The sequence below is a fragment of the Streptomyces sp. NPDC048504 genome (assembly GCF_043200035.1).
In the GTDB taxonomy this organism is placed as follows: domain Bacteria; phylum Actinomycetota; class Actinomycetes; order Streptomycetales; family Streptomycetaceae; genus Streptomyces.
The window spans coordinates 1-16,370 of sequence record NZ_JBICXA010000012.1 but is presented as its reverse complement, the minus strand read 5'-3'; the positions used below and the strand labels follow the sequence as shown (position 1 = coordinate 16,370).

The following is a 16,370-nucleotide window of genomic DNA, read 5'->3' as shown; positions in this document are numbered from 1 at the left end:
GACCGGGGGGACTGGTTGTGCTCGCTCTCCGGTACCCGCACGGGGGAGGGACGCCGGCCCGCGGTGCCGGGCTACAAGTTCAGCTATGCCTCAGGTACGGCGGCGGGCGAAGCCGCCGTCACAGCCGCAGGACGACCAAGGCCGTGTCGTCGGTGTTGCCCTCTGCGGGGAGCAGGTCGGCGAGCAGGGCGTCGGCCAGGGGCTCGGGTTCCGCGTGTCGGTGGTGGGCGAGGGATGCGGCGAGGCGGGCCAGACCGCGGTCGATGTCCTCCGTGCGACGCTCGATCAGTCCGTCGGTGTACAGCACGAGGGTGGCGCCCTCGGCGAAGGGGACGCTCGTCTGCGGCCGGCCGACATGCTCGGGTCGCGCGCCCAGGGGCGGGTCGGTGGCCTGGTCGAGGAAGGTCACCGTGCCGTCGGGGTCGAGCAGCGCTGGGGGAGGGTGACCCGCGCAGCTGTAGGTGATGGTGTGGTCGTCCCAGTCGATGAACGTCGTCACCGCGGTGGCGGACTCGGCGCCCTCGACGAAACGGGCGTAGAGACCGAGGGCCTCCAGGGCGGGGCCCGGCCCGTCGGCGACCCGGCAGGCGGCGCTCAGTGCGCTGCGCAGCTGGCCCATGGCGCAGGCGGCCGCCAGACCGTGCCCGACGACGTCACCGACGGCGACTGCCATTCCGCCGTCGGGCAGGTCGACGAGGTCGTACCAGTCGCCGCAGACGTTCAGGGCGTCCACGGCGGGCCGGTAGCGGACGGCCGCCCGGTGGTGGCCGACCGGTCGCGGCGGGGGCAGCATCGCCGCCTGCAGGGTCAGGGCCACCTCGCGCTCATGGGCGTGGGCCCTGCGCAGCCGCTCGTTGACCTCCTGCAGCTCACGCGCCCGGGTGTACAGCTCGGCTTCCAGGATCCGGGACCGTCTGTCGTCGGCTCGGCCACCGAAGGCCCGGACGAACTCGGTGACCTCCTCCACCCGGTGGACGATCAGCGTCACTTCGCCGTCCCGGCCCCGGATGGGCGCGTTGACGGGGCTCCAGAAGTGCTCCACCCATCGGCCGGGCCGCAGGGGGTCCTCGATGTCGTAGCGGAGCAGGGCCATGGTGTCGCGCTCGCCGGTGGTCGCCGCGCGCAGCATCGACTCCCGGGTCTCGCGCATGCCGGCCGCCGCCGGGTCCTTGGGGTTCTCGGGGAAGACGTCGAAGATGTAGCGGCCGACCAGCTCCTCGCGTTTGCGTCCCGACAGGCGCTCGAAGTCCCGGTTGGCGTCGACGTAGACCAGCTCGGGGGTGAGCAGCGCCACCATGCCGGGCAGGTCGCGGAAGACCGCCTCATAGTCGATCTCCGGATCCTGCATGGCCTGCCCGCTTCGACGCCGAGGGTCACTGTGTCGTTCCACGATAGGAGGGATCTGGCCATGAAGCCCGGAAACGGCTCTTTTCGGTTCGGTGAGCAGTGACGATGGCGTCGGCCGTCACCCGAGCGAGTGGCCTGCTCGGGGAGAGCGCCCTGGACGGCCGCATGATGGTTGGGCCCGGTGAGCGGCCACGGCGTTCATGATCCGGTCCGTGTCGAGCCGCCGGTGTGCGTGGTGAGACGGCGGTAGGCGGCTCGGGCGTGGAGGATTCGGGCCAGGGCCGTGCCCACCAGGGCGGCGGTGAACAGGCAGGCGAGCCAGAACACGTCGCGGTGTCCGGCCCAGGTGAGGGTGCCGGCGGGCGGGACGGCGAAGCCGTTGAGGAAGAGCCAGCACAGCACCGCGGTGCCGGGGGCCGCCGTGAAGCGGGCGCACAGGCCGAGCAGTACCGAGAGCAGGGACAGTGCGGCCAGCGCCGGAGAGGGCCGATCGGTACTGATCAGCGCATTGAGCAGTGCCACCAGCATCAACGCGCCGCCGGACGCCGCGGCCCAGACGAGTGGCGTGGCCAAGGGCGAGGGAACGGGCCGTGCTCCGGTGCGGAGAGGCACCCAGTCGATCATGCCCGAGACTCCCTTGTGACTGATCGTCGCGCTCATCCTGGCGACGGGGAAGCCAGCCTGCCCGAGTCCGTGCCACCGGTACAACCTCACCCCACGGCTCAAGTCCCGGTCCGCACGGCCCTCACCGACCCGGGCACGGGCGAGGGCTCGCCGTGCGGATGCCCTCACTGAAGTCTCCTGCCCGGCCCGAGCCTCCCACTTCAGCGCCGCTCCCGCGACCAACTGCTGCTCCATCGCGTCGACACCCAGCACGACGGCCTCTACGACGACTACGGCGTCGAGGTGAGCGTCTACCCAGCGGGCTGGTCGATCGCCACCGCCACCCACCTCGTCCACGCGGTCTGCGCAGCTTTCCTCCCCCGGCCCGCCGTTGAGCAGACCCGACGTCCGGGGTTCGTGGACGTGTCGGTATCTGCGTACGCCTTCGTACGTCGGAGAACCGGCACCCTTTGTCCTCTCGGAGGGCTGCCCGGAACACGGGACGGCCACCGCATCTGATGCTCGGCGCCGAGACCGTTCACCGGCCCTGGCGCTTCAGCAGTGCGTCGAGGCGGGGGTAGACGGTGCGGGCGTTGTGTTCTTGGACCGCCGCCAGGTCGTCGGCGGGCAGGTCTGCGGCCTCCATGTAGCGGCGGGTGTCGTCGAAGTGGTGGCCGGTGCACGTGTCGATATCGCGTACGGCCCCGATCATCTCCGAGGCGAAGAGGATGTTGCGGGCCGGGATGACCTCGTAGAGGAGGTCGGAGCCGGGCTGGTGGTAGACGCAGGTGTCGAAGTAGACGTTGCCCAGGACGTGTTGCTCCAGCGGCGGTTTGCCGAGTGCCATCGCGAGGCCCCGGAAGCGGCCCCAGTGGTAGGGGACGGCACCCCCGCCGTGCGGGATGACGAACCGCAGGGTGGGAAAGTCGGCGAAGAGGTCGCCCTGGACGAGCTGCATGAACGCGGTGGTGTCGGCGTTGAGGTAGTGCGCGCCGGTGGTGTGGAAGGCGGGGTTGACGCTCGTGCTGACGTGGATCATCGCTGGGATGTCGTACTCCACCATCTTCTCGTAGAGGGGGTACCAGGAGCGGTCGGTGAGGGGTGGGGCGGTCCAGTGGCCGCCCGAGGGGTCGGGGTTGAGGTTGACCGCGACGGCGCCCAACTCCTCGACGCAGCGCGTGAGTTCCGGGATGCAGGCGGCGGGGTCGGTGCCGGGGGACTGAGGGAGCATCGCGGCGGGCACGAAGCGCTCGGGGTACAACTGGCTGACGCGGTAGCAGAGTTCGTTGCAGATGGCCGCCCAGGCGGCGGAGGTCTCGAAGTCCCCGATGTGGTGCGCCATGAACGACGCGCGGGGCGAGAAGACGGTGATGTCGATGCCGCGTTCGTCCATGAGTCGCAACTGGTTCGGCTCGATGGTCTCGCGCAGTTCGTCGTCGCCGATGCGCAGGTCCGTGCGGGCGGGGGCGGCGGACGGACCGGTGAGGGAGGCGATCTGCCGCCGGCGCCATGCCTCCAGGGCCGGCGGGGCGGTCGTGTAGTGACCGTGACAGTCGATGATCATGAATTCTTCCCTCTCGCGGAAGCCTCGTCGTGACGCGGCGCAGGGCTGTGCCGGGCACGCGGTCCAATGTCGTCGAAGAAATCCGGGAGGGGTACGCCGTCGATCGGCGCAGCCATTGGGACGCCCGGCGAGGGTGATGTCGCAGGCCCGGAGGCTGCCTCGGGGATGTGTGTCATGGGAGGCTGCGGCTACGGGCGGTGGTGTGCGGCCGGACACTCGCGTCGGCCCCCGGCGCCTGCCGTCCCCGGCCGGCCTGAGATCGCCCCGCCTCGCCCCGCGTCATCCCGTTTCGCTCGCGGGTGCGTGTCATGCGGCTGTCTGGTACCCGGCATCGAGCTCCGCGTGCAGCCGGTCCCGGTCGATGGCGTTCTCCCATTTACCGACCACGAGTGTCGCCACGCAGTTGCCGGCGACATTGGTGAAGACGAAGGCGGCCGACAGGATGCTGTGAATACCGACGACCAGGGCGATGCTGTCCACCGGGATCTTGTGTGTGGCGCTCAGAGTCAGTGCCAGCACGGCGAGCGCGGATCCCGACACTCCCGCGCCGCCCTTGGACGTGAGCAGCAGGACGAGCAGAAGACCGACCTGCGCCTGCCATCCCAGATCACTGCCGGTCGCCTGCGCCAGAAAGACGCTGACCGAGGCGAAGTACAGACACGTCCCGTCGTGATTGAAGCTGTACGCGGTGGGAAGCACCAGGCCGACCACGGGCTCGTCCACTCCAAGTTGCTTGAGCTTGGAGGTGAGTTGAGGGAAGACGCTCTCCGACGAACTGGTACCGAGCACGAGGAACAGCTCCGCGCGGAAGTACCGCATCAGCTTGAACAGACTGATGCCCGCATACCGCGACACCGGCCAGAGAACCAGGAGGAAGAAGAGCAGGACGATCAGATAGAAGACTCCGATCAGTTTCCCGAGCGAGGTCAGTGTGCCCAGTCCGTACTTGGACACGGTGAACGCGATGGCGCCGAAGGCCGCGAGGGGTGCGATGCGCATGACCTTGCCGATGATCCAGAACAGGGTCTGCTGGACGCTGCCGACGATGTCCAGTACGGGTTGCGCCCGATCGCCGAGAGAGGCCAGCCCGCAGGCGAACAGAACGGAGAACACCAGAACTTGAAGGATGTCTCCTTCGGCGAACGCTTGTACCGCGGATGTGGGCACCAGACTGACGAGGAAGTCGTCGAAGCCCTCCGACTTGGCGGGTGCGGTGTTCGCCGCCGCGTGCAGTGACGACGGATCTATGTGCATGCCCGCACCGGGGCGGAGCACGTTGCCCACGACGAGCCCGATGACGAGGGCGATCGTCGTGATCACCTCGAAGTACACGAGCGCGCGCACCGCGATACGGCCGACCTTGCCGAGATCACGGACACTGGCGATGCCGTGGGTGACGGTGCAGAAGATGATGAGGCCGACGACCATCTGGATGAGGTGGATGAAGATGTCGCCGAGGAATTGAAGATGGTGTCCGACGGACGGGGCGAAATTGCCCACGACGACGCCCAGTGCGACTCCGGCGATCACCTGGAAGGCGAGGTCGTGGTAGAAGCGGTGGCGCGGTTTGACCGGTTGCACGGGTGTGGCCGTGGATGTTGCTTCACTCATCGTCGTTTCCAGTTTCTTCGTTGAAAGACTGGTGGGGAGAACCGGTTGGGGAACACCGGTCGGGAAAACGGGGAGTCCGGCCGGAGCAGTCGGCGTACGGGGGCTCAGTCGGCGTCGCTGCCGAGAACGCTCCGTGCCGGTTCGAAGATCTCGTCCGGGGTGAGTCTTCTGGGCAGCAGTCCCTGGTCCAGACAGGCCCCCACGATGTGCTCGATCGGCTCGCGCAGGCGGTCGAAGCCGAAGAGGGTCGGGGACGGTACGTCGGCCGGGCGCTCGACGGCGGCGTCGGCCCTGAGCAGAAGGTGATACGCCGCTCGGACCGCCTGCGGCTCCCAGCGGCAGGCCCACGCACCGGCGACGACCATGTGGTTGACGGGCATGTATCCGTGCTGGTGCCACCACTGCTCGTCGCGGGTGTCGGCGTCCGGGACGACGCGAACGAACTCCTCTCCCTCGGGGAGATCGTTGCCGAGTATCGCGGCGTCGATCCGGCCCTCGCGCAGCATGTCGGGCAGGGAGGCCCCGCCGCTCCCGCGCCTGACGAAGTCGGGGTCCGTGTACTGGGCCACGTGGGGTTCTTCGTGGGTGATCCATCGCATGTCGCGTGCCGCCAGACCGAAGTCCTCGGCGAGGTGCGAGCGCACCCACATGCCCGTGGTCTGGGTGTACGAACGTACACCGACGTGTGTGCCTGCCAGTTGGGCCGGGGTGACAGGTCGTGAGGCGTGGGCGATGAGACAGCCGCGCTGGAAGCGCGCGGCCACCACGGCCGGCAGCAGGACCACGGGGCGGCCGTAGGCGATGGCCTGCAAGGCGGTCACGACGGCCAACTCGCTGAGGTCGTAGGCCTCTTCGCGCACCATGGGTGCGAAGGCCCGGTGGACCGGTGCGATGTCGGTGAACGACAGGGTGACCCGCTCGTCACGGAGTTCGCCGCTCTTCAGTTTCGCGGTGTGCGGGTGGTCGGCGAGGACGGTTCGCAGGACGGCGGGCTCAGGCACGGGCTTCGCCCGTCGTCGCGAGGGAGGGATAGAACGCGCGGGCCGTACCGCCGAAGACCGACCTCAGGTCGTCGTCGGAGAGGCCGGACAGCGCGCCGCGGGCCTCGTCGAGGATGCCGGCGAGAGTCCCGTCCGCCGCGGGGAAGTTGGAGCCCCACGCGATACGTCCGGCGCCGTACGAGGCCACCAGGTCCGTCAGGAAAGCCTCGGTCGTGGACTTGCCCGCCTTGGCGGCCTCCAGGGCGCGGTGGGTGAGTTTCAGGTGTACACCGGGGTGGATCGCCAACTCGAAGAGTCTCCTCGACAGTCGGTACGGGTGGCCGTCGGACAGGTCGGGGCGCGCGCAGTGGTCGAGCAGTACCCGCACACGGGGAAAGCGCTCCAGCAGGTTCTGCAGGGCGGGCAGCCCCTGGACCGTCATCTGCAGACACACGGGGATCTCGTTCTCCTCCGCATAGGCCCACGCGGGATACGAGCGCTCATGCCCCAGCCAGTCCGCCTGGCCGGGCATCGTGGTCCCGGTGGTGAACAGGCGGAAACCGGAAAGTCCCTGGTCCTGCCACTTCTTGATCTCGGTCACGGCGTCGTCGGCCAGGGCGTCGATCGAGTAGACCCCGGCGAACCGGTCCGGGTGGGAGCGGACCGCTTCGGCGACATATCGGTTGTCGTGGCCGTAGACCGTGGACGCCTGCACCACCACCGCCCTTGAGATACCCGCCCCGTCGAGTGCGCGCGTCAGGCCGTCGATGTCCACCGGGTGGGCCTGCGACCACGCGGACTGTCGTCCCCCGACAGGGGCGTGGGGATATCGCGCGGTGTCCGGTGAGATGACGTGTGTGTGCGTGTCCACGATCTCCATCAGGCCTCCCAAGGTCTTCGGATCGGTGTCGGTCGCTCGGCATGGCCGAAAGTCGTGCACCGACTGCACCGACTGAAGTCCAGGGCGGCAGGATTGTCAACAATTTCATCCGAACATTTTTGCAGTTATGAGTCGGCGAAGGTGCCGCCAGCCGTGGGGGGCGGGGGGTGACACGCAGCCCAGGACGACGCGATGCCGGTCCTGAGGTGGGGGAATCTCCGTCTGCCGATCCGCCGTGGACAGCGCCGTGTCCCAGGCGTGGTCGGCTGCGCCGACGATGACAGGTGTGTATCGAAGTGGCGGCGCCGCCACGAGTCGCGTTGCGTCGTGGCGGGCGCCGATCGGCCCATCCGGCCGGGCTCAAGCGGTTGACGGTCTCGCGGGAGCGGGCGTGTTCCCCCTGGTGGAGTCCACAGTCCCCAGGTCATCGCTCCACACGAGGTGTCGGCGGTCCGCTACCGGGTGACCCGCCGCAGCAGCTCGGCGGCCTCGGGCACGCGCTTGTCGTAGCCGGACTGCTGGGGCAGCAGGCGCGGGAAGGGGTTCCGCAGGTGAACCTGGGCGTGGCGGAGCCACCCGGCCTCGGAGGTGAACCTGAGCATGGCCGGCACCATTGCTGGCCTGACGAGTTCGGCGCCAGATGCGAAGACGCCTTCAGCAGGCCGTCGGCCTCACATGGGGTGTCGTCGCGAGGGTGTCCAGAGCGTTCGTCACAAGACGGGTGCACTCGAAGCAACCGGCTTCAGCCCAGGAGGCAAGAAACCCTCCTCCCGCCGACATCTCGGCGCGCTCACCTGGGGGCGACGGAGCGGGCGGTCCCGGTCGTGCGCAGTTCGTCGATCACGCTGGCCAGCTGTGCCTCGGTAGCCGCTTCGGCGGAGTCGGCGTCACCGGCCACGATGGCGTTGATGATGGAGAGGAGCTGGGGCAGTGACTGCTGCGGACGCCCAGGCCGCATCGCGAGGCGGAACTGGAAGCGCACCATCTGCGTGTTGAGCCGCTCCAGTTGACGTTTGGCGACCGCCTGGCCGCTGAACTCGATGATGAGGTCGTGCAGCCTTCGGTTGAGGGTCGAGTAGGTCTCGGGGGCGTTCTCGGCGACCGCCGCACACAACTGTGTGCCGAGTTCGGTGAGTTCGGCACGCTGTGCCTCACTCGCGTACGTCGCTGCCCTGCGCGCGCACACCCGCTCCAGCGCGGAGCGGCACTCGGTGATCTGGATGGCTTCCTCGATCGAGATCAGCCTGACCCGCGCCCCGCGGTTGCGGACTATCTCCACCAGGTCGTCGGAGGTGAGGTCGACCAGCGCTTCGCGTACGGAGCTCCGGGTCACCCCGAGATCGTCGGCCAGGTCCTGCACCACCAGCCGCTGTCCCGGCACAAGGTCACCGTTCCGCAGAGCGTCGCGGATGTGCGCGCTCACGTGGCTTCGAGCAGCCGCCCCCTTGATGCGCGTGCTGGTCACCGGCTGTCGTTCCTCTCTCGCACGCGAACATCCGCCGCCGTGTTCACAGGCTTCGGATCAGATCACTGATTTTATCATCGGAGATATTGTCAGCAATTATTGGTGACGGTCGGCCGGGCTCACGGCACATGGCGCCCGCCGAGCGGCAAGAAGAAGCCAAGTGGTCTTCCCCGGATCCTGCCACGGGTGACGTGGCCACCATGTCGTTGTGAAGGACAACGACAAGATGTCGGTGCAGCGCCACCGGTTGTCAGTGGCGGCGCGCAACATGCACTGCGTGACGAAGAACTACGCCTCGCCGCACGTCTCGGCGACGGCACCTTCTAAATCGGCGGTGACCGTGGCCCGATCGCGCTGGACGTCGCCGACAGTGGGCAGCGTTGGCAGCGGCCCTTCGGCAGGTCGTCATGGTCCACGTCCGCGGTCGTCGACGGGGCCGTGTGCACAGGCAGCGAGGACATGTCGCTCTGGGCGGTGGACGCGGCCACGGGCGAGAACGATGGCGTCTGCAGACCGGCGGGGAAGTGTATTCGACGCCGGTGGTGGCGGACGGGACCGTGTATGTCGGCAGCCTGGACAATTTCCCGTACGCGATGCACACCTGACGCCCGCGCGCACCCGTGAACTCCCCGTCTACGAGAGCCCGGTCGAGGGCGGTCAACTCACCTTCTGCTGCACGTACGGCGTGAGTCGGACCGGTCCGATCAGGCCGTAGGCCTGTCTCGCGGATGTGCCGAACACCGTGGGGTTGCTGATCCGCAGCCGGTTGAACAACGGGGTGGCCACCTCGACCTCGATGGTGTTGGCGCCGTGGCGCAGATGTCCGCCGAGGTCCACTACGGGGTTGAGCCGGTCGACAGGGTCGAGCTGTGTTCCGTTGACGGTGACCCGGCAGGTGTCGCTGACGCTGCCGAGGCGGAGCAGGGCCCCCGTGTCGGAGGTCCAGGTGGTCGGCAGGGTGATCGTTGTCCGGTAGCGGCCGATGCCGCCCACGTCGGCCAGTTCGGGGATCTGCGACCACGGCAGCAGGGCATCGAGGATGAGGCTGTGCGTGACGATCGTGGTGGTGGTCGCGGTGGCGCCGGGCTGCCAGTCGTCGACCGAGAGCGTCCACTGGTCGAGGGGGACGGCTGCCGGAACCTCGGGGATCTCCGTGGTGACCTGGCGGCCCGTCGACAGGGTGGTGGTGCGGACACCGGCCGTGAAGGCTCGTACGGCCAGAGATCCGTCGGCGAAGAGCGCGGTGTCCGCGTCGGTCGCGACCGCGTGCGGACGACTCCCGGAGCGGTCCCCGAACAGTCCCGGGGCACCCAGCGCTACGACGAGAGTCTCGCCTGGCTGCAGCGTCACCCGGAAGGTGAACGCGTCGCCGTCCTGGGTGTACTGGGCGAGCCGGGTGACCCGCCCGCTCCAAGGGTCCAGCAGGTAGGGGACCGCGCCGGACCCCTTGCGGTGGGTGGCGCGCAGCGTGACGTCGTGGTCGATGAGGGCGACGGGGGGCTTGACGGTCTCGGCGTGCTTGCCGTTGCACAGGTAGTAGAAGTCGGCGTCGTCGGTGACCCGGTGGGCGTTCAGCAGGGTCGACGACACGGAGTAGACCGCGTCGGAGGTCACGCCGAGTTCCGCGAACGCCGCTCCGACCAGGGTCTTGTCGGTGATCCGGCGGACGTTGGGCAGGGCGAGCAACTGGGCGGTCAGAGCACGCAGTTCGGCCGTCTCCCCGTCGTCGGGGAGCCCTGGGGTGAGTGCCTGGTCGAAGGCGCCGAGGAGCACGGTGGGCAGGCCCGCACGCGCGAACTTCAGGAGTCGGCGGGCGTCGGCGACGGCCAGCGTGGGGTTGGAGCCGTAGAAGAAGTCGCCTTCGAGGAACAGGGCCTTGTAGGCGGGTCCGTCGGGCGCGAGGCGCCTGCCGGAGACCTTGGCGGTGGGCAGGTCGAGCAGCGGTCCGCTCAGGAACTGGTGGGTCCAGCCGAGGGGGACGCCCGTCGAGGTCAGCCAGGACGCCCCGATGCCGGTGGCCGTGTAGCCGGTCTGCCGGAAGACGGCGATGTCCGCGCGGGCGGTGCCCGACTGGAGCACCTCGTGAACGCGGCCGAGGTAGGCGGCGATGTCGGGCACATGGCGCCAGGTCGGCTGCCGAGGCCCCCACGACTCGCCGTATCCCGGGGCCCCGCCGTACGGGCTGAACGCGGCGAAGCCGGGCCAGCTGACGCCCGGTGCGGTGGCGTAGGAGAAGCCGTGGATCACGGTCTGGTTGACGCCCGCCGCGTACGCCCCGCCCATGGTGCGCAGGAACTTGTCCCACGTGGTGTTGTAGGCGCCGCCCGCGTACGCGCCCGCCTCGCAGGACAGGATGCGGTGACCGGCCATGTCACGCCCGCCCGCCAGACAGCGGTAGTCGTCGAGATTCTTGAAACCGAGCGACTCGCCCTCGGGGACGTCGAGAACGGCCGCCGAGGCGATGGCGTCGGTCTGGAGACCGTACGGCTGGGAACGCATCTTCATGCCGTGTCCGTGCGCCCAGGACGCGAGCGTCCCGAGGTGGTGCTTGTTGAACAGACCGGAGACGGTCTCCCAGAAGTCGTGCCGGATCTCCTGGGTGAGCCGCGCCTCGAAGGCGAAGATCTGGTTGCCGTTGTCGAGGACGACGGCCGGCAGATACGGCAGCAGGTCGCGTCCGGTGTGTTCGCGGAAGGCCGCGGGCAGGCCGGGCGTCCACTGCAGCCCCTTGGTCTCCAACTCGACGGAGTCCTCGAAGAAGGTGCCGCCCGCCGCTCCGAGGAGTTGACGGAGCGTGGAGTCCAGGATCGTGGAGTCCCAGTAGCGGGTGACGGCCGCGGTCCCCGCCGCGCTGAAGTGGTCGACGACATACGCGGCGGGGGAGGAGTGCGGCCCTGCCTCGGGCTGCTGCCCCGAACCCCGTTGCCAGTACGACAGGATCACCCAGGTCGCCGAGTCGGGTGGAGTCCAGCTCAGATTGCCGCCCGACACCTGGCCGGTCAGGTCGGTGACGCTCTCGGCGTCCAGGCCGGTCGCCTTGCCGCTGGAGTAGGCGGTGTTGACGCGGGCGGCCTGGACGGCGAAGAGCTTCTGCTCGGTGACACCCGAGGCGGCCGCGTAGACGGAGGCCGGCACCGGACCGTCGTAGGCCGCGCCGCCGGTCAACGTGGCCTTGCCGTAGGCGAGTTCCTTCACCGCGGCGTCGTCGTCGGGGGTCACTCCGGGCACGGCGACGGGCCAACTCGGGCCGAGGGTGAGGTCGATGGTCAGTCCGCGTCGGGCGGCCTGCCGAAGCGCGGCCGTCACACCGTCGCGCCAGGCCGGGCTGCCCCACCCGTGGTGGGCGGTGTCCAGCACGGACGTGTCGGTGATGCTGTGGTGCACGGCCGCGATCTCGGCGCCGCCGAATCCGGCGTCTGCCATCCGGTCGATCTCCCGCGCGATCTCCACCGGGTCCACCAGCCCGTCCGGCCACCACCAACGGAACCTGGGCCGGACCGACTTGGCCGGTCGGGCGAACCAACTCGCCGTGGGCGCGGCCGCGATGGAGCGAACCGTCCCGGAGGATGCGGCGGCGCTCGCCGTCGGACCGAGTGTTGTGAGGACGCCCGTCGTCAGAGCGGCCGCCATGACGGACCGGCGCGTCACACCGCCACGCTGCGGGTGGGTTTCGTGCATGCTTCAGCCCCAACTTGTCACGGGTAAGCGAGTGTTGAATCGTTTCATTCACTATGAGTGCGGGAACCGTAATTCGCCCTCTGAAGTGAGGTCAAGAGGAATGACAACGATTCATGTCAGTGAAAAGTGGGGCGTGTTGGTGAAGCGGTGCGCTTCGGGGTGGGATGCCGGGCCGGACCGAGGTCCGCCTGGAGGGGCGGGCGTTCGGCTGGGGTCCGGCGGGTGGGCCGGGGGCGTGGCGTCGACGACTTCGGTGACGGACTGGCGACCGGCGAGGATCCTCGGTATTCCACTGGCTCCCAAAGCCCTTGGCGTACCGGAACCTGGCCGCAGGACTCGGCCGGCACGCCGCGGTGCCCGCTCCGCTGTCCCGCGACGCCGACGAGGAGGTACGCCTGGTCCACTCCCCGCGCCGCGATCTGCGTGGCGACGACGGGCGTGCCACGGCGACAGCGGTCCGCATGATTTGGACCGCCGACCATCTCGACGTGGCCCGATGGCCGCCGCCCAGCCTGGCAGCCGCGGCGAAGCCGAGTGACCGACGCTGATTCCAGGGGGCGCCGCCGCAGGAGGGGCGGGCGTAGGGCAGGCGCTCGGCTTCCCTGACACCACGTGGCCGGGCGCGCGGTAGCCATCGACATCCACCCTTTTCCTGACGGCGCCTGGGTGTGGGGGCCCGTGCCGAGGAGGTCCGTGCCTCGGGCCGGGGAGGGCATTGCGTAGTGAGGGGGCTCGATCCGGCCTGTGCGGGAGGCGGGAACGACGGAGACGGTGGCGTGGTAGCCGCGCCGGTGTCAGCGGTTGGCCCTGCTGGCACCAGTCCGCTTCCCGGTCAGGCGCGGACGCCCAGCAGACGCCCGTTCTGGAGGCCGAAGTACAGTACGCCGTTGGCCACCGCAGGCGTGGAGAAGACCGGGCTGCCGGTGTCCGCCTGCCATCGTTCCTCGCCCGAGACCGCGTCCAACGCCCACATACGGCCGTCCTTCGTGCCGACGTACAGGGTGCCGTCCGCCACCACCGGAGCCCACCGCACCCACACACCGACCTTGCGACTCCACCGTCTCTCGCCGGACACCGCGTCGACAGCCCACAGATATCCGTCGCCGGTGCCGAAGTAAACGAGACCATCGGCCACCGCCGGCGTGGACTTCACCCAGGTGCCGGCCGGGAGCTTCCACCGGACCTGACCCGATGCCGCGTCCACCGCCCAGAGGTGCCGATCGGCGCTGCCGACGTAGAGGATGCCGTCGGCCACCACCGGCGAGGACCACAGTCCACTCAGCGTCTTCAGTTGCCACCGCACCTGGCCGGAGGCGGTGTGCAGAGCCCACAGAACGCCGTCGTCGCTGCCGACGTAGACCGAGTTGCCCACCACGGTCGGTGAGGAGCGCACACCCGTGCCGACACGGACCTGCCACCTGGGCTCCCCTGAGACGGCGTCGACCGCCCGGAAGAAGCCGTCGTTGCTGCCGAAGAGGACCATGCCGTCGGCGGCCACCGGCGTGGACCGCACCATGCCGTCCGTCCTGACCCGCCACCGCTCCCGGCCCGAAACGGCGTCCACCGCCCACAGGCATTTGTCCCAACTGCCGATGTAGACAGTGCCGTTGGTGAAGGCGGGCGATGCGGCCACTACACCGCCGACCCTGCACTGCCGGCGTTCTTCGCCGGACAGGGCGTCGACGGCCCACAGGAGGTGGTTCCAACTGCCCACATATACAGTGCCGTTGACGACGATTGGTGACGATTCCTTCACCGCTCCGCCGGTGTCCAGCTGCCAGCGCACGGCACCGCGCCGCTGTCCCTCCTGCTCGCCGTTTCCCTCGGCGCTGCCGGCGGAAACGAGGGCATAGGGCTTGATGACGACCGGCAGGTAGGCGAAGTAGCCGATGACCTCGATCGCGTTGAAAATCCCCAAGGGCACGAGGATTAGTGCCCACCACGGCGTGAGTTGGCCCACGAGGACGGTTATCAGCGCGGCGGCGCAGCCTATCCCTGAGCAACTGGCCACGAGAAGCTCAAGGGCTCCTTTGGCGCGAAGGCCTCGAAGTAGCATGGCCGACAACATATGATCACTCGGGCGCCGAATCGGTCAAGATTGCGGAAAACGTCAACACCCGGTGATCGGGCGGAACTTGCGTGCGGTTCCGGTGCGGTCGAAGGCCGCGGCGGCCGGTTCGAGAGCGTCGAGCGCTGAACGCACGGTCGAGCCTGGTTCCCGTCGTGTGGAGGCCACGTCCTCCTCCAACTGCGGCCATCACACAACTGCCGTCAGAACCATGACCGTTGGCGGTGCGTTCGCCGCCGGTGAGCACCGCTACGGCTCTCGGGGCTGCTCGAACACGAGCGGGCCGGGCGGATCAACAGGGCCCCGAGAGCGGTTAGTTGTCCGCTGCCTCCGTCGTCGCCTCGTCCGATGCCGCGGCTGCCGTGGTCTCGGTGTGAATGGCGTGGCCGCGTTGGGGGGTGAGGTCGAGGGAGGTGAGGACCGAGGAGTGGACGATCGAGGGGAGGGTGTGGCGGAGGAGAGCGGAAACGCTGGTGGAGAGGTTCTGGTAGTTGGTGGTGGCCTGTGACATGGCCTGGACGCCGGCGAACGCGCCGACAAGCACCTGAGCGGTCTCGGTGGGGTTGACGTGGGGGAGGAGTTCGCCCTGTTTCTGGGCCTTGTCGAGGAGTTCGTTGGTGACGGCGGTCCAGTGCTGGAAGGGTCCGGTGCGGTCGAGGCCGTCGGCGCGTTGGTCGAGGGTGAGACGGACGCCGGCCCGGACGAGGGGGTTGGTCTGGAGGCGGTAGGCGTGGAGCATGGTGGTGTCGATGAGTTCTTGGATTTTGCAAGGGCGGTCGGGGACGACGAGCGACTGATCCTGTCCGGCGAGGACACCCAGAGCGAGTTGTTCTTTGGAGCGGAAATGGAAGTAGAGGGCGCCTTTGGTCACGTTGGCGGTGGTGAGGATCTCGCTGATGGTGGCGGCTTGGTAGCCGCGTTCCTCGAAGACCGTGGCTGCGGCCATGAGGATGGTGTGGCGGGTGCGAATGGCCCGGTCCTGCTTGGGTTCTGGCATGTTCGGGCCCCTTTCGTCACGGGTCGGGTGCCCGTCCGTTAAAAATACCGTCCAGTTCGTATAGTCTACGGCGCTGCAGGCGCCGTTGAGCCGTGCCGCCGTATCGGTCGCCGGGCCGCGGGGGAGTTGGAGCGGGGAGGCTGGTCGGGTGCGGGGTGCTGCTTTCGGTGGGTGGGCCGGGCGTGGCCAATTGCCGTGATGTGCCCTTCAGTTCGCGAACAGCCCGCGTGCGGGTGAGAGCTCGCCGTCAAGGGCTGCGTCGATCAGTTGGTTGGACGCTCGGTGGGCCCGGCCAGGCACGGCCCGGACGACGGTGAACGTGAATCTCTAGGAGGAGACAGTGAGGCGGTCGGTGCCCACGCCGAGCGTCTCGAAGGCACCTGGGCGTTGGCGGGTTCTACGCCCGGGGGACTCGGCACCAGGGACCGCGTCGCTCCTTCGAGTCGGCGGATGGGCCGAGGGCCCGGCTCGGGGAAGAGCGCGCCGAACCACGCTTCACGAACTCGAAGCGCCCTCGCCGGGCGCCTCATAGCTGACGGTGGGTCACTCGCAGTCGGCTACCGGATTCATAACCCGAACTCCATTGGCCGGGCGGGTACTTCATCTTGATCAACCTGCGCAGTGCACCAGCGGGATCACGTGGCCCGAGGTCTGCGGCACGTGGCACTCGGCGATGTTCGCCGAGTGCCAACACCGAAGTCGGTGATGTTCTCGGCTGCCAGCTTGCCGTTCGACAGTGTGCCGTTCGGCTGGAAGGCGGTGGCGCGGACGAGGAAGAAGTCCCGAATCGTGTCGTCATGGCCACATACAGACCCGGGCGCGACAACCCTCTGATGCCGCACCGGCGGCCGCGTCCCGTCGAGCGCGGGCCCGGTCTTCTCATGCAACTCGGGGCGCTGTGCCGCGTGTTGCGGCTCGCCGACTTCGATGCAGGTTCAGCAGAGGCGATCGAGCGCGCTACGGGCCACTCGTGGATCGCCGCGACGCCACTCGGCGGACTGCTTCCAGGCGTTGCTGGCTGTCGTTGGCCCGGGGCGGATGGTGTCCCGCCGAGTGGCGTCGCGGCGATCACCTCTCAGGTCTGGGCGGGGTCCGGCCGCATGGTCTTTGACGGGTCCGCAGGACTCCGCTACTCTTCATGCCGAATCAGATATCGGAGTTTACATGGAGGGGCGGG

General features: G+C 68.8%; 13 protein-coding genes and 1 pseudogene. 3 read left to right on the top strand and 11 right to left on the bottom strand.

What is annotated here, in order from left to right; translation table 11 throughout:
- Positions 1-118 precede the first annotated feature (118 nt).
- The 8 genes from ACGFY9_RS27835 to ACGFY9_RS27800 all read right to left on the bottom strand — a co-directional run bounded on the left by ACGFY9_RS27835 (position 119) and on the right by ACGFY9_RS27800 (position 8,450).
- Positions 119-1,348 carry a PP2C family protein-serine/threonine phosphatase gene (locus ACGFY9_RS27835; protein ID WP_393758540.1) on the bottom strand — a complete coding sequence of 410 codons (1,230 nt, stop codon included), beginning with the start codon at positions 1,346-1,348 and terminating at the stop codon, positions 119-121.
- Between the two features lie 197 nt (positions 1,349-1,545).
- On the bottom strand, positions 1,546-1,971 hold the full coding sequence (locus tag ACGFY9_RS27830) for a hypothetical protein (RefSeq protein ID WP_393759045.1): 426 nt from the start codon (positions 1,969-1,971) through the stop codon (positions 1,546-1,548).
- A 517-nt stretch (positions 1,972-2,488) separates the two neighbouring features.
- Positions 2,489-3,514: an amidohydrolase family protein gene (locus ACGFY9_RS27825; RefSeq protein ID WP_393758538.1), complete on the bottom strand. Its 1,026-nt coding sequence runs from the start codon at positions 3,512-3,514 to the stop codon at positions 2,489-2,491.
- Positions 3,515-3,820: 306 nt separating this feature from the next.
- Positions 3,821-5,125, bottom strand: coding sequence for a C4-dicarboxylate transporter DctA (dctA, locus tag ACGFY9_RS27820; protein ID WP_393758536.1), 1,305 nt, complete (start codon positions 5,123-5,125; stop codon positions 3,821-3,823).
- Positions 5,126-5,229: 104 nt separating this feature from the next.
- Positions 5,230-6,126 carry a hypothetical protein gene (locus tag ACGFY9_RS27815; RefSeq protein ID WP_393758534.1) on the bottom strand — a complete coding sequence of 299 codons (897 nt, stop codon included), beginning with the start codon at positions 6,124-6,126 and terminating at the stop codon, positions 5,230-5,232.
- Positions 6,119-6,985, bottom strand: coding sequence for an amidohydrolase family protein (locus tag ACGFY9_RS27810; RefSeq protein ID WP_393758532.1), 867 nt, complete (start codon positions 6,983-6,985; stop codon positions 6,119-6,121). Before ACGFY9_RS27810 ends, ACGFY9_RS27815 begins: the two co-directional genes overlap by 8 nt.
- A gap of 455 nt (positions 6,986-7,440) precedes the next feature.
- Positions 7,441-7,587: a hypothetical protein gene (locus tag ACGFY9_RS27805; RefSeq protein WP_393758530.1), complete on the bottom strand. Its 147-nt coding sequence runs from the start codon at positions 7,585-7,587 to the stop codon at positions 7,441-7,443.
- 188 nt (positions 7,588-7,775) lie between these two features.
- The gene (locus tag ACGFY9_RS27800) at positions 7,776-8,450 is read right to left on the bottom strand and encodes a GntR family transcriptional regulator (protein ID WP_393758528.1); all 675 of its coding nucleotides are present in this window, start codon (positions 8,448-8,450) and stop codon (positions 7,776-7,778) included.
- Between the two features lie 327 nt (positions 8,451-8,777).
- Here ACGFY9_RS27800 and ACGFY9_RS27795 point away from each other — a divergent pair.
- Positions 8,778-8,927, top strand: a pseudogene (locus ACGFY9_RS27795) (PQQ-binding-like beta-propeller repeat protein); the annotation flags it as partial.
- The gene (locus tag ACGFY9_RS27790; RefSeq protein WP_393759044.1) at positions 8,858-9,055 is read left to right on the top strand and encodes a PQQ-binding-like beta-propeller repeat protein; all 198 of its coding nucleotides are present in this window, start codon (positions 8,858-8,860) and stop codon (positions 9,053-9,055) included. The pseudogene ACGFY9_RS27795 and the gene ACGFY9_RS27790, both read left to right, overlap by 70 nt.
- Before the next feature lie 52 nt (positions 9,056-9,107).
- Here ACGFY9_RS27790 and ACGFY9_RS27785 read toward each other — a convergent pair whose 3' ends face one another.
- Positions 9,108-12,128, bottom strand: a complete 3,021-nt coding sequence (locus ACGFY9_RS27785) for a glycosyl hydrolase (RefSeq protein WP_393758527.1) — start codon at positions 12,126-12,128, stop codon at positions 9,108-9,110.
- Positions 12,129-12,436: 308 nt separating this feature from the next.
- On the opposite strand from ACGFY9_RS27785, the gene ACGFY9_RS27780 reads away from it, so the two are divergent.
- On the top strand, positions 12,437-12,676 hold the full coding sequence (locus ACGFY9_RS27780; RefSeq protein ID WP_393758525.1) for a hypothetical protein: 240 nt from the start codon (positions 12,437-12,439) through the stop codon (positions 12,674-12,676).
- Between the two features lie 284 nt (positions 12,677-12,960).
- On the opposite strand, the gene ACGFY9_RS27775 is transcribed toward ACGFY9_RS27780, so the two are convergent.
- Together ACGFY9_RS27775 and ACGFY9_RS27770 are read right to left on the bottom strand one after the other, a co-directional pair.
- Complete coding sequence (locus ACGFY9_RS27775; RefSeq protein ID WP_393758523.1) at positions 12,961-14,046, bottom strand: PQQ-binding-like beta-propeller repeat protein; 1,086 nt, start codon at positions 14,044-14,046, stop codon at positions 12,961-12,963.
- 463 nt (positions 14,047-14,509) lie between these two features.
- Positions 14,510-15,193, bottom strand: a complete 684-nt coding sequence (locus ACGFY9_RS27770) for a ScbR family autoregulator-binding transcription factor (protein WP_393758521.1) — start codon at positions 15,191-15,193, stop codon at positions 14,510-14,512.
- Positions 15,194-16,370 lie beyond the last annotated feature (1,177 nt).

Coding starts and splice junctions, on each gene's coding strand:
- ACGFY9_RS27805 (WP_393758530.1), bottom strand. CDS start 7,587: ATGCTCAGGTTCACCTCCGAGGCCGGGTGGCTCCGCCACGCCCAGGTT.
- ACGFY9_RS27810 (WP_393758532.1), bottom strand. CDS start 6,985: ATGGAGATCGTGGACACGCACACACACGTCATCTCACCGGACACCGCG.
- ACGFY9_RS27835 (WP_393758540.1), bottom strand. CDS start 1,348: ATGCAGGATCCGGAGATCGACTATGAGGCGGTCTTCCGCGACCTGCCC.
- ACGFY9_RS27785 (WP_393758527.1), bottom strand. CDS start 12,128: ATGCACGAAACCCACCCGCAGCGTGGCGGTGTGACGCGCCGGTCCGTC.
- ACGFY9_RS27790 (WP_393759044.1), top strand. CDS start 8,858: ATGGTCCACGTCCGCGGTCGTCGACGGGGCCGTGTGCACAGGCAGCGA.
- ACGFY9_RS27830 (WP_393759045.1), bottom strand. CDS start 1,971: ATGATCGACTGGGTGCCTCTCCGCACCGGAGCACGGCCCGTTCCCTCG.
- dctA (WP_393758536.1), bottom strand. CDS start 5,125: ATGAGTGAAGCAACATCCACGGCCACACCCGTGCAACCGGTCAAACCG.
- ACGFY9_RS27825 (WP_393758538.1), bottom strand. CDS start 3,514: ATGATCATCGACTGTCACGGTCACTACACGACCGCCCCGCCGGCCCTG.
- ACGFY9_RS27770 (WP_393758521.1), bottom strand. CDS start 15,193: ATGCCAGAACCCAAGCAGGACCGGGCCATTCGCACCCGCCACACCATC.